The sequence below is a fragment of the Sorangium sp. So ce834 genome (assembly GCF_051521425.1).
Classification (GTDB): domain Bacteria; phylum Myxococcota_A; class Polyangia; order Polyangiales; family Polyangiaceae; genus Sorangium; species Sorangium cellulosum_D.
This window is the reverse complement of record NZ_CP150351.1, coordinates 4,250,358-4,262,417: the sequence shown is the minus strand read 5'-3', so window position 1 is coordinate 4,262,417 and position 12,060 is coordinate 4,250,358. Positions and strand designations below refer to the sequence as shown.

Genomic DNA, 12,060 nt, shown 5'->3' with positions numbered 1-12,060 from the left:
GTATCCGTGGAGGTGCGCGATGAACGGAACCAAGATCGAGATCGAGACGAAGGACGGCGTCGCGGACGCCTATGTATCGCATCCCGGGGGCGAGGGGCCGTGGCCTGCGGTGCTGTTCTACATGGACGGGCTGGGCCTGCGGCCGTCGCTCTTCGCGATGGCGGATCGCCTGGCGTCCAGCGGCTATTACGTGCTGTTGCCGAACATGTATTATCGCTCCGGCGCGTACGCGCCGTTCGAGCCCGCGACGGTGTTCGCCGGAGGGTCGGAGCGCGAGCGCCTGATGGCGCTGGTCAACGCCTGCGATGACGCGGGCGCCATGCGCGACACGGCCGCGTTCCTCGACTTTTTCGACGGGCAGCCCCTCGTCTCGAAAGGCAAGATCGCGAGCAACGGCTACTGCCTGGGCGGCGGGCTGTCGATGTGCGCGGCGTGCAACTTCCCCGACCGGCTGGCGGCCGCGGCGTCGTTCCACGGCGGCCGGTTCTTGACGGATCCGGCGACCCCCGCGCAGATCGCGGCCAGCGTGCGCGCCCGCGTGTACATCGGAGTCGCCGAGGGCGATCGGGCGCACACGGCCGAGGTGACGGCGCGCCTCGAGGCGGCGCTCGCCGCCGCGAAGGTGCCGCACGCGATCGAGCTCTATCCGGGCACCACGCACGGCTTCGCGGTGAGCGACATGCCCGTGTACGATCAGGTCGCGTCGGAGCGGCACTGGGACCGCCTGCTCGGCCTGCTCCGCGAGGCGTTCGCGTGACAGGCTGACCGGCGTGTGACGGGGGCTCACGCGTCCGCCAGCGTTCGCTCGGCGCGTCGAGGGGGTGACGGGCTCGTCAAGCCCGTCGTCGTCGGGAGCGTCGAGGCCCATGGCGTGGCCCCGGCCGGCGCGGCGAGGACGGCATGGGCGCTCGGATCGGGTTCCTTCCGGCCACCCTCGCAGGTATGGTTGGGCCGGCTGTCCTGGCCGCCCTCGTCGCCGACTCCCGGCGCGACGACCGGCGAGCTCCGGGCCCGCCCAGGTCACCTTCCACGGGAGCTTCTGATGAGAGAGCGCGCAGCATTCCGGACGACAGAGGCGCTCGCGACGGCGATGGCCGCGGGGCTCGCCCTCGCGTGCGGGAGCGCGGCATGCAACGCGATCTCGGGGGTCGACCAGCTCGACTTCTCGGGCACCGCCGGCGCGACGGGCGGCGGCGCCGCCGGCAGCGGTACGGCCGGGGGTGACGCGGGCAGCGGCGGCACGGGCGGCGACGGCGGCACCGGCGGCGACGGCGGCACCGGCGGCGACGGCGGCACCGGCGGCATGGGCGGCGCCGGCGGCACGGGCGGCGCCGGAACGGGCGGCGCCGGCGGCACGGGCGGCGACGGCGGCACCGGCGGCACGGGCGGCGCCGGCGACATCGCTTACGACATCCATTGCGGGAACGGCAACATCGCTGTCGGCGTCCACGGCCGGAGCGGCGGCTCGCTCGACAGCGTCGGCCTGATCTGCGCGCCGCTCGCCGGCGACGGCACCCTGGGCACCGCCTTCCAGACCGTGACCGCCGGCGGCAACGGCGGATCGCCGGGCAGCGTGATCTGCCCCGCGAGCCAGGTCCTGGTCGGGATCAACGTCTGGGTCGATGACAACCGGGCTTACCGGGTCGAGCTGCTGTGCCAGACGGTCGAAGCGTGGAAGATGAGCGACATGAACCTCAATGTCGGCTCCGGCATCGGCCCCGCCAATGGCACAGGTTTCGGGGTCAAGTGCCCGATGGGGACCGCCGTCGTGAAGATCGCCGGCAACGCCGACAGCCTCGTGCGCTCCATCAATCCAAGTTGTCGCACGCTGTGACGGGCCCTTCTCTCGCCGGGCTGCGGCGCTCGTGAGAGCGCCTTACACGATCGGACCGAGCCAGCGACAGGAGACCATGGCAAGGAGCAGCCGCCTCACGATCGCCGCTTCCGGGGCGCCGCGCCCCGGGCCTTCTTCGCGGGCGCGGCGACAGGCGTGCTCCGGAACCACCCGAAGCGATCGAGCGACACGTTGCCGCGATCGTCGAACTCGACGCCCTCGGCCTCGAGCAGCATGCGCTGGAGCGCGCCGCCCACCGGATCCTTGATGGTGACGGCCGCGCGGTGGCGCGGGCGGCTCCCGAGCACGCGCTGCCACGGCACGCCCGCGCCGTCGCCGGTCTCCTTGAGCGCGGCGAGGGCATAGCCGACGTGGCGCGCCGCGCGGGCGTGCCCAGCCATCGCGGCGACGGCGCCGTACGTGCACACCCGCCCGGCGGGGATCCGGCGAATGACCCGGTAGAACGCGGCCCACCAGGAGATCGTGTCGGGGAGCGCGGCCGGCTCTCGACGCCCCCGGCGCGGCCCCGGGGCCACCGCGAGGCGGCGGCCGCCCTCCGGAGCTTGCTTGCGCGCGCGGCGGTCCTTGGTGGCCACGCGGCTGGCCTACCACGGCGGGGCGCGCCTGGGGATCCCTGTTCGGTCATGCCCCAGGATGGGTCCGAGGCGCGCGAATGCGAGGGAGCAGATCAAGGGCAGAACACGATGTCGTAGTCTTCCCCCGCGCAGGCGGCCATCGACTCCTGGTCGTCCCCCGACCAGGAATAGGCATCCTTGCATCGCTCTTCGAAGTACACGGCCACGGGGTTCGTGGGATCGTCCCGGTCGGGGCTCACGCAGGAGATCGTCGCGCCGCTCGCGTCCATGTAGCGGCCCACCTCCGGGCACCGCGCGAGCAGGCTCTCCGGACACGACAGCGTCCGGCAGTCCGGCAGGCCGACGGGCACGATCGCCAGGGGGAGGTTGTGCGCGTCCACGTGGCTGATGTTGTACCAGTCGAAATCGTTGAAATCGGTGTTGAGGGTCATCTCGGCCAGCGTGTGTCGGCCGCCGCCGGGGTCCGACCCGGCATACGCCCAGTAGCGCAGCGACGACAGCGGCTCCTCGCTGGTGCCCACGTCGCGGCACGCGAACCGCCCCGGGCCGAGCTCCCCGCCCTCGATGAGGCTCCCCAGGAACTGGAGCGGCTGGTCGCACCGGTTGACGAAGGCGAGCGTGGACTTCCCGTCCCCGGGGATGCGGCAGTCGACCTCGACCGGGTCGCCGGGCGGCTGGCCCGTCGAGGCGCTGCTGGCCTCGCTCGACGCGGCCCCGCCGGTCGAGCTGGACGCGGCGCTCACCGAGGTGGCTCCGCCGCCTGTGGCGCCGGGCGAGGCGTCCTGCCCGGGGTCGGCGCAGCCGGCGTCGAGCAGCGCAAAGGCGAGCGGCACGGCCGCGATCTTCCAAGGTTGCGACATGGCGGTCTTCCTGGCGGCGTGTCTCGGGAGGAGACTACAGAACGTCTGGGACGATGTCCCGCCCGCCGAGCTCGACGCATGGCAGCGGAGCCGGCGACGAAGGCCCGCTGGCCGGCTGCGACGCGGCCCCTGGGCCATCGAGCTCCCTCGCGTGTGCCACGGCACAATCTGGCACGCAGCTCGATCGTGCACCGAGCGGTTGAGTCGCCGCGAGCAGCGCTTTTCGCATTCTCCCGCTCTGGCACCGGAGCTGCATGGCGGTACCGCCATGAACACCCGATCGGCCTTTGTCGCTTTGATTCCACTCATGCTGACCGCCTGCGACCCTGCTTTCTGGGACGGCGGCTCGATCGATATCTCCGACGTCTTCAACGGCGGCGCGCACGATCCGCCGGATTCGAGCGATCCCCCGGGGCCGCCTGGCACGGGCGGCGCGGGCGGCGGCGGGGGTAGCGATCCGGGCCCGCTGACGGCGGCCGTCGCGATGACGCGCGCGCAGCGCGAAGCGCTCATGCAGGCGTATTACGATCAGATCATGAACGAGACCGGCAGCGTGGTCTCGACCGCGGCGGCCGGCGGGCAGCCCGACCAGGATCCCAACGATCTCATGCTGCACATCTCGGACATGGGCGAGTCCTGCGACGTCTATCCCAGGTCCCTCCCCTGCGGTGGGCACTGGCAGCTGCGCTTCGTCTTGCCGATCGCCTACCAGCAGGTCGGCGTCTACGATCTCGACGATTTCGCGCTCCACGCCTCGATGTTCGAGACGGGCGCGCCCTACTCTCCGGCGCCGGACGACTGCCCGAAGGGCGGCGGCACGCTCCTCGGCTCGGGCACGCTCGAGATCCTCGCGATCGACAGCACCGAGGTGCGGTTCCGCGTGACCACCGGCGCGGCGCTCATGGGCGGCAACCCGAGCGGAGAGTACACGGCGCCGCGCTGTCCGTGACGCCGCGGCGACGACCGATGCGCCCGGTCCACACGGCACTACCGCGGCACGCGCACCACGCGGCCGCCGCCGGCCTCGTCGATGGCGTAGACGCAGGCGCCCTGCACCGCCACGGCCGCGGGGCGCGTGAGGCCCTCGGCGAGCACCTCGGGATAGCCGCGGCAGCCCGCGGTCGGACAGCGCATGACCGTGCCCCCGCCGCGGTCCGCCCAGTACGCGTCGGCGCCGTCGATCACGAGCGCCGCGGGCTCGCGCAGCGGCCGCGATGGCTCGGCCTGCGGCGCGAGCTCCGCCGCGGCGCACGCGTCCACGAGGTCGCAACGGGAGACGCCGCCCGAAGCGCCGTCCGGGTGGGCCCAGGTCCAGAGCACCTCCGCGTCGCCGAGCGCGATCCGGTCCGGATAGTCGAGCAGCACCGCGATCTGCGCCGCGACGGCGCCGGACGCAGCGCCCTTGTCGAGGCGGAGCACCCGGCCGAAATCGGCGCCCGTGCCGCGCTGGACCCAGACGACGCTCCCCGCGTCGCCCGGGGCGACCGCCACGCCGCGCGGGTGCGACTGGCTCGGCGCGAGCAGCTCCGGGGCCGCGCCGCAGCCCTCGGCGACAGGGCAGCGCAACAGCTCGCCGGCGGTGCCGCTCGGCTCGTCGCGCGTCCAGTACACGTGCCGCCCGTCCGTCGCCAGGCCGCGCACGACCTCGGCCTCGCCCGCGCCGAAGGCGAGGAGCGAGGTCGCGCCCGCCGCGCAATCGGCGACCGCGCACCGCCAGAGCCCGTTGGCGGCGACCCAGACGACGAGCTCGCCGGCGACCGCCAGCAGGCCCGGCGACGGCATGGACGACACGAGATCCTCCACCGCGCCCGTCGCCGGGTCGAGGCGGCGGAGGCGATCGCCCGCGCGGCTCGTCCACACCACATACGAGCCGGCCGCGGCGATCGCCGCAGGGCCGCCGGCCTCCTCGGCCGCGGCGACCACGCACGGGCCATCGCAGTCCGCCGGCGCGCAGCGCCCCGGGTCGCCGGCGTCGGGCCCGGCCAGGCCTCCGCCGCCGGCGCCCTGGCTGGCCCCGCCGCCAGCGCCCTGGCTGGCCCCGCCGCCGGCCCCCCCGCCGGTCAGGCCGTCGAGGTCGATGTAACAGCCGGGCAGCAGCGCGAGGAGGGCCAGCGCGGCCCCCCGCCGCGCCGCAGTGCTGGACCGACCCCTCACCTCCCCGCCTGCCCCCCACCCGACGCGTCCGGATCGAGGACCGACGTGCGGCTGCCACGCCCGCGCGTGTCGAACGTCCTGAGCTTGACCACGCCGCTCACCGCCACCGGCCCCTCATAGACGGCCGAGTCGGCGTCGGGCTCGGCGCCATCGGTCGTGTAGCGGATCTGCAGCCCCGGGAACGCCACGTTCGCCAGGAGCTGCCCGTCCTCGATGCGCGCGCCCGGCAGCGGAAGCCGGTAGTCCACACCGCCGCTCAGGCGGTCGAGCCGCGGCAGCTCGCGCTGACCGAGGCTGTTGGCGAAGCGATTCCACGCCTCGGCGAGCAGGCCCGCGCGCGTCGCCCCGTCCTCCTCCGCCGCCCACGCCGGGTCCGGCGCCCAGGCCCGCTCCGCGAGGGCGATCAGCTTCGGGAAGATCAGGTACTCCATCGCCCGCTGCCCCTTCGCGTTCTCGCCCCAGAGCTGCCCCTGGATGCCGAGGACGTTGGCCCGGCCGGCGTCGGTCAGCCTGACGTGGTCCCGGAACATCTGCGCCTGGTCGATCGGATTGCCCATGCGGTCCGCGTGGGCGCTCTTGTAGACGTCGAGCGGCACGAACTCGTACGGCTTGCGCGTGTCCACGAACCCGGCCCAGTAATAGCCCGGCTCCGCAGGATCCTTGTCATAGGCGAGGTCGAAATACAGGTTGGTGGAATTGGAGAGGACCACCGGATAACCCGCGTTGGCGAGCTTGTAGCCGTTGTCCTCGTCCCCCCACCCCCAGACGTTGTTCCAGACATATGGCCTGAAATTGCTGCTCAGGAACTCGGGGTTCGCTTCCTTGTCGACGCCGCCCTCGGCCTGCACTTTCCTCAAGGCGATCTCCTCCCAGCCTCCGGTCACCAGGCCGTGGGACGCGACGATCGCGCTGAGCTCGCGGAGGAAATGGCTCGCCAGGTCCTCCACGGACTCGACGCCGCCAGACGCCTGGCCGAGGAGGGCCTGGCACGACGGGGACCGCTCCCAGACGCCGTCCGGCACCTCGTCGCCGCCCGTATGGATGGTGGTGAGCGTCGCGCCGGCCTCGGCGTAGATCGCGACGAGGTCGTCCACGACCTTCCGCAGGAACCTGTAGGTGGACTCCCGGCAGGGGTTCACCACGTTGTCGTGCCACATCTGCACGGACATGTACTGGGAGGCGTCCTCCAGGTCGCTGAGCAGGAACTCCTCGGCCTTCTCGAGGTCGCCCTCGGCCGCGAGCCTCGCGTAACGCGCCTCCATGGCCTTGACCGCCGCGCGGGCGTGGCCCGGCATATCGATCTCGGGGATCACCTCGATGTGGCGCGCCTTGGCATGACGCAGGATCTCCACGAGCTCGGCGCGGGTGTAATGGCCGCTGCCGCTCGACGCCGGCGACGCCGGGTCCGGGCCGGAGCCGAACGAGGGGACGATCTTGTCGCGGTCGTCGAGCGTATGGCCGCGCCGGGCGCCGACCTCGGTGAGCTCCGGCAGGCCGCTCACCTCGAAACGAAACCCCTCGTCGTCGGTCAGGTGGAAATGGAACTTGTTGAGCTTGTAGAAGGCCATCACGTCGAGCAGCTTCAGCACGGCCTCCTTGCGCTGGAAGTTGCGCGCGACGTCGAGGTGCATGCCGCGGTACCCGAAGCGCGGGGCGTCCTCGACCGCCACGGCGCCGATCGCGATCTCGGGCTTCGCGGTCCGGTACGCCTCGACGGGCGCGAGGGCGCGCAGGCTCTGGATGCCATAGAAGACGCCGGCCGCGTCGCTGCCCACGATCTCGACCCCCTCGGCGGTGACCGTGAGGCGATAGGCCTCGTCGCCCGCCTGCTTCGGCTGGCCGCCGACGCCGATCGCGCCCGTCGACAGCGCGATCGCCGCCGTCCCCGGCGGCGGCGCGCCCTCGCGGACCTCCGGCGCGGCGCCGAGGAGCGCCCCGAGCGCCTCCGCCAGAAAGGCCGCTTCGCCCTCGAGCCCGGCAGCGTGGTAGATGGGCACGGCCGACGAGAGCAAGAGCTCTCCGGCGCCCGCCTCGAGGAGCACCGGCGTGGGCACGACCCTGTCCACGTCGCCCGCCGGGAACAGGCGGACAGCGAGGTTCTCGTCATAACGAGACGTCGCCGTCGGCACGGGCGTCATGTCGCCGGGAAAACGATCCGTCTGCTTCTTCTCCACGAACGGCGCGACGGCCTCGGAGCCCACCGCCTCCGGCGCCGATGCCACGCCCTCGCCGTCCGTGAACACGAAGTAATAGCCCGCGGGCGCGTCCGTCTCCTTGATGGCCCAGTACGATCCATCGAAGGGGATCACCACGCTCTGCCCCGGTTCCAGCGGCTGGAACGCCTCGGTCGGCTCCAGCTTGAAGAAGTCGCCGTTGATGTGGGTGACCTTCACCCCCGCCGGCAGGCTCTCGGGCAGGATCGAGCGCACGAAGTTGAAATACAGCGCCCAGCCGCTGTTCCCGAGCGCGACCTTCCCGTGGTTTTCGATCGTCAGCTCCGAGCCGAAGCTCACCGCGGGGTTCTTGTGGTTGTCCAGCACGCCCCAGGTGACGGCGAAGTCCGCGCCCGACGGGCGCTCCTGCGCCGAGCCGCCGCCACCTCCGGTGCCGCCTCCGCCGCCACCGCCGCCATTGCCCGTGCTGGTGCTCATCGTGGTGCTCGCCGTGGACGAGGATGTCCCGTCGTCGCCGCACCCTGCCACAAACAGGGCGCCGGCGAGCAGCCCAAATCGGAAAACAGGCCTTCTCATGACGCACTCCTACAGTGTTTTGGTGACCTTCTTGAGCCGCCTCGGCGCGTCGGGATCCAGCCCTCGGGCCTCGGCCAGGGCAGCGGCCGCCAGGTAAAACGCCAGGATCTGACAGAGCGGGTCGAGCAGCTCGTGAGGAGACGCGGGCACCGCGAGATCCACGCCCGGCAGCCCGGCCGGACCCACGAGGATCACCTTCGCGCCCTGCCCCCGGAAATCCTCCGCCACGCGGGCGAGGCCGGCCTGCGCCGGGCCCCGCGGGGCGAAGACGAGCAGCGGGAACCGCTCGTCGATGAGGGCCATCGGCCCGTGTTGCACCTCGGCGACCGTGAACGCCTCGGCGTGGACGCCGCACGTCTCCTTGAACTTGAGGGCCGCCTCCAGCGCGATGGAGAAGCCCGGGCCCCGCCCGAGCACGAGCAGGCGCTCCTCGCCCGAGAGCGCGTCCACGAGCGGGCCCACGTCGCTCTCGCTCGCGGCGGCCAGGGTCTCCGGCAGCGCCTCGAGCGCGTCGAGCAGCGCGGCGTCCTCGCCCCAGATCCCCACCACCCTCGCCATGGCGCTCAGGCTGGCGATGAAGCTCTTCGTGGCGGCGACGCTGCGCTCGGGGCCGGCGCGCAGGGGGATCGTCGTCGCGGCCGCCTGGTCGAGCGGCGAGCCGAGCTGGTTCACCAGCGCCGCCGTCGTCGCGCCCGCGGCGCCGCACGCCGACAGCGCGCCCACCACGTCCGGGCTCTGCCCCGACTGCGACACCGCGACCGCCAGGCCGCCCGGGAGCCGCAGCGGCGCGCGGTAGAGGGTCACCACCGACGGCGGCAGGCTCGCGACCGGAACGCCGAGCTGCGTCATCACGAGGTACGCGAGGTAGCTCGCGGCGTGATCCGAGCTGCCGCGGGCGATCGTGACCACGGACGGCGGCGGCGCCGCCCGCAGCCGGGCCCCCAGCTCACGGTAGGCGTCCTCGTCCTGCGCGAGCTGCTGCGCGACGATCTCCGGGGCGGAGCGGGCCTCCGCGGCCATGTTCGAGGTCGTTCGGTCACTCAAGGGGCTCCCCCTCCACGAGGACCTGCCGCAGGGCGAGATCCTCCTCCAGGACCAAGAGATCCGCGAAGCAGCCCGGCGCGATGCGCCCTCGATCCTCGAGGCCGAGGTGCTCGGCCGGGAACTGGCTGCACCGGCGCGACGCCTCGGCGAGCGGGAGCCCGAGGTCGACCAGGTTCTTGAAGGCCTGGTGCATCGTCAGGCAGCTCCCCGCGAGCGTCCCGTCGGGGAGCCGCACGCTGTTCTGGCACTTCGCGACGGCGTGCGCGCCGAGCTGGTACGGCCCGTCCGGCATCCCCGAGGCCGCGGTGCCGTCGGTCACGGCGTAGAGCCGGGGGATGCAGCGCAGGGCCGCCCGGATGGCGCCCGGGTGCACGTGGACGAGATCCGGGATCAGCTCGGCGAAGTCGCCGTGGGCCAGGGCGGCGCCCACCGCGCCGGGCTCGCGGTGGTGCAGCCCGTTCATGGCGTTGAAGAGGTGCGTGAAGCCGCTCGCACCGGCCGCGAGGGCCGCCACGACCTCCTCGTAGCTCGACAGCGTGTGCCCGATCTGGACCCGCACCCCGAGGCCGGACAGGCGGCGGACGAGCTCCAGGTGGCCGGCGAGCTCCGGCGCCAGCGTGAGCACGCGGATGGGCGCGATGGCGCTCAGCGCGAGCGCGGTGTCGACATCCCCGCCCACCACGCACGGAGGCTGCGCGCCCAGCCGACCCGGGTTGAGGAACGGGCCCTCGAGGTGGACGCCGAGGACGCGCGCCTCGCCGCGGCGGCGCGCGTCCATGGCGGCCCGGATCGCGCGCAGCGCGGCGGCGATCTCCGGGAGGGGCGCCGTCATCGTGGTGGCGAGCAGGCTGGTGGTCCCGGTCGCGGCGTGCGCGCGGGCCATCGCGCGGGGCGCGTCGCCGCCCTCCATGACGTCCCGGCCGCCGCCGCCGTGCACGTGCAGATCGATGAAGCCGGGCACGATGCGCGGCCCCGGGCCGGGCCCTTCGGCCGGCGCGCCCGCGATCTCCTGGACGCGCGCGCCGAAGTACAGGCGCCCGCGGAGCCAGCCGTCCGGCGTGAGGATGTTGCCCACGAGCTCCACGCCCATCACCCCTTGAGCTTCTGCGCGAGCGCGGCGGCGTACCGCGGCGCTTCCGGGCCGACGAGGAGGTGGACCACCCGGTCGGGCAGGCGCATCACGCCCTTCACGTCGGCGGCCTCCAGCGCCGCCTCGTCGATCGGGTCCGCGTCGGCGAGCTCGACGCGCACGCGCCCGCTCGAGAACCCCTCCACGGACCGGATGTTGGCGGCGCCGCCGAGCGCCGCGAGCCAGCGGTCGATCCACGCATTTTGCCGCGCCGCGGGCGCGGCGGGCCACAGCTCCGGCCGCGCGGCGACCGCCGCCCGCGCGCGGCCCGCGAGCTCCCGCATCTCCTTGGCGATCGACTCGGCCATGGGGCCGAGGATCACCTGCAGGCTGTCGGTCCCCGGGCGCACCACGCCCTTGGCGCCGAGCGCCCTGAGGTCCGCGTCCTTCACGCGATCGCGGTCGGCCATGACCAGGCGCAGGCGGGTGATGCACGCGTCGATCTCGCGGATGTTGCCGTGGCCGCCCAGCGCCCGCAGGAGCTGCCCGGCGAGCCCGCCGGCGCCCGCCTCGGCCCCGCCGCCCGCCTCGACCCCGCCGCCCGCCTCGGCCCCGCCGGCCGGCGCGCCCTCGGAGGACGCCGCCGCGGCCTCGCGGCCCGGCGTGGCCAGGTTGAACCGCTCGATGCAGACGACGAAGAGGCCGTAATAGACGGCCGCGTAGGCGAGGCCGATCGGCACGATCATCCAGCCCTTGGTCGAGAGGCCGTAGTTCAGCGCGTAATCGATGAACCCGGCGGAGAAGCTGAAGCCGTGCTTCACGCCGAGCACGTCGAGCAGCGCCAGCGAGAGGCCGGTCAGCACCGCGTGGACCGCGTAGAGGGCCGGCGCGAGGAACATGAACGCGAACTCGATCGGCTCGGTGATCCCGGTCAGGAAGGCGGTCAGCGCGGCCGAGAACATCACGCCGAAGGTGGCCCTGCGGTTCTCCGGGCGCGCGGTGCGGTAGATCGCCAGGCACGCGGCCGGCAGGCCGAACATCATCACCGGATAGAAGCCCGCCATGAACACCCCCGCCGAGGGATCGCCGGCGAAGTAGCGGTTCAGATCGCCGGTCACCGCCCCCTTCGCGCCCTGGAACGAGCCGACCACGAACCAGGCGAGGTTGTTGAGGATGTGGTGCAGCCCGGTCGGGATGAGCAGGCGGTTGAGGGCGCCGAAGAAGAAGGCGCCGACCGGCCCCGAGGCCACGATCCAGCCGCCCACCGCGTCGATGCCGGCCTGGATCGTCGGCCAGACGAAGCCGAGGACGAGCGCGAGGGCGAGGCTGGCGCCGCCGGTGACGATGGGCACGAAGCGGCTGCCGCCGAAGAAGCCCAGGAAGGAGGGCAGCTTCGTGTCGCGGAAGCGGTTGTACATCGCCCCCGCGAGGACGCCGGCGAGGATGCCGGCGAGGACGCCCATCTTGATCTTGTCGTCGATGCTCTTCACCCCGTTCGTGATCACGAGGTAGGCGATCATCCCGGAGAGCCCGGCCACGCCGTTCGTCTCGCGCGCGAGGCCGACCGCGATGCCGACCGCGAAGATCAGCGCCAGGTTGTCGAAGATGGCGCCGCCCGCCTGGGCGACGAACGCGATGTCCAGCACGTCGGGCTGCCCCAGCCGGAGCAGGAGGCCCGCGACCGGCAGCACCGCGATGGGCAACATCAGCGCCTTGCCAACGCGCTGCAGCTCGTTGAATCCTCTCATACGAC

Annotated in this window: 10 protein-coding genes; 3 read left to right on the top strand and 7 right to left on the bottom strand. The window is 73.1% G+C overall.

The features are described 5' to 3' along the window. The first annotated feature begins 19 nt into the window (after positions 1 to 19). Both WMF20_RS15545 and WMF20_RS15540 read left to right on the top strand, forming a co-directional pair. On the top strand, positions 20 to 757 hold the full coding sequence (locus tag WMF20_RS15545) for a dienelactone hydrolase family protein (RefSeq protein WP_437614398.1): 738 nt from the start codon (positions 20 to 22) through the stop codon (positions 755 to 757). A 333-nt stretch (positions 758 to 1,090) separates the two neighbouring features. Further along, on the top strand, positions 1,091 to 1,834 hold the full coding sequence (locus WMF20_RS15540; protein ID WP_437614396.1) for a hypothetical protein: 744 nt from the start codon (positions 1,091 to 1,093) through the stop codon (positions 1,832 to 1,834). A gap of 95 nt (positions 1,835 to 1,929) precedes the next feature. Here WMF20_RS15540 and WMF20_RS15535 read toward each other — a convergent pair whose 3' ends face one another. Together WMF20_RS15535 and WMF20_RS15530 are read right to left on the bottom strand one after the other, a co-directional pair. Further along, positions 1,930 to 2,430, bottom strand: a complete 501-nt coding sequence (locus WMF20_RS15535) for an MGMT family protein (protein ID WP_437614394.1) — start codon at positions 2,428 to 2,430, stop codon at positions 1,930 to 1,932. 92 nt (positions 2,431 to 2,522) lie between these two features. Further along, positions 2,523 to 3,290: a thaumatin family protein gene (locus WMF20_RS15530; RefSeq protein WP_437614392.1), complete on the bottom strand. Its 768-nt coding sequence runs from the start codon at positions 3,288 to 3,290 to the stop codon at positions 2,523 to 2,525. A 307-nt stretch (positions 3,291 to 3,597) separates the two neighbouring features. Here WMF20_RS15530 and WMF20_RS15525 point away from each other — a divergent pair, with 307 nt between their 5' ends. After that, positions 3,598 to 4,239, top strand: a complete 642-nt coding sequence (locus WMF20_RS15525; RefSeq protein ID WP_437614390.1) for a hypothetical protein — start codon at positions 3,598 to 3,600, stop codon at positions 4,237 to 4,239. A 38-nt stretch (positions 4,240 to 4,277) separates the two neighbouring features. Here the strand turns inward: WMF20_RS15525 and WMF20_RS15520 are convergent, their stop codons facing one another. From WMF20_RS15520 to nagE, 5 genes are read right to left on the bottom strand one after another with little or no spacing between them, the layout of a single operon-like run. Then, positions 4,278 to 5,444: a hypothetical protein gene (locus WMF20_RS15520; RefSeq protein ID WP_437614388.1), complete on the bottom strand. Its 1,167-nt coding sequence runs from the start codon at positions 5,442 to 5,444 to the stop codon at positions 4,278 to 4,280. Further along, entirely contained in the window at positions 5,441 to 8,194 is a 2,754-nt protein-coding gene (locus WMF20_RS15515) for a family 20 glycosylhydrolase (protein WP_437614386.1), read from the bottom strand. Before WMF20_RS15515 ends, WMF20_RS15520 begins: the two co-directional genes overlap by 4 nt. A gap of 9 nt (positions 8,195 to 8,203) precedes the next feature. Then, on the bottom strand, positions 8,204 to 9,214 hold the full coding sequence (locus WMF20_RS15510; RefSeq protein WP_437617131.1) for an SIS domain-containing protein: 1,011 nt from the start codon (positions 9,212 to 9,214) through the stop codon (positions 8,204 to 8,206). 16 nt (positions 9,215 to 9,230) lie between these two features. Continuing rightward, complete coding sequence (nagA, locus tag WMF20_RS15505; protein WP_437617130.1) at positions 9,231 to 10,328, bottom strand: N-acetylglucosamine-6-phosphate deacetylase; 1,098 nt, start codon at positions 10,326 to 10,328, stop codon at positions 9,231 to 9,233. After that, positions 10,328 to 12,055, bottom strand: a complete 1,728-nt coding sequence (gene nagE, locus WMF20_RS15500) for an N-acetylglucosamine-specific PTS transporter subunit IIBC (protein WP_437614384.1) — start codon at positions 12,053 to 12,055, stop codon at positions 10,328 to 10,330. The genes nagA and nagE overlap by 1 nt, the downstream gene beginning before the upstream one ends. Between the last annotated feature and the right edge of the window lie 5 nt (positions 12,056 to 12,060).

Bases quoted from the DNA above. Each gene is read 5' to 3' on its own strand.
- WMF20_RS15545 (WP_437614398.1), top strand. From the start codon at position 20: ATGAACGGAACCAAGATCGAGATCGAGACGAAGGACGGCGTCGCGGAC.
- WMF20_RS15540 (WP_437614396.1), top strand. From the start codon at position 1,091: ATGGCCGCGGGGCTCGCCCTCGCGTGCGGGAGCGCGGCATGCAACGCG.
- WMF20_RS15530 (WP_437614392.1), bottom strand. From the start codon at position 3,290: ATGTCGCAACCTTGGAAGATCGCGGCCGTGCCGCTCGCCTTTGCGCTG.
- WMF20_RS15525 (WP_437614390.1), top strand. From the start codon at position 3,598: ATGCTGACCGCCTGCGACCCTGCTTTCTGGGACGGCGGCTCGATCGAT.
- WMF20_RS15515 (WP_437614386.1), bottom strand. From the start codon at position 8,194: ATGAGAAGGCCTGTTTTCCGATTTGGGCTGCTCGCCGGCGCCCTGTTT.
- WMF20_RS15510 (WP_437617131.1), bottom strand. From the start codon at position 9,214: ATGGCCGCGGAGGCCCGCTCCGCCCCGGAGATCGTCGCGCAGCAGCTC.
- nagA (WP_437617130.1), bottom strand. From the start codon at position 10,328: ATGGGCGTGGAGCTCGTGGGCAACATCCTCACGCCGGACGGCTGGCTC.
- nagE (WP_437614384.1), bottom strand. From the start codon at position 12,055: ATGAGAGGATTCAACGAGCTGCAGCGCGTTGGCAAGGCGCTGATGTTG.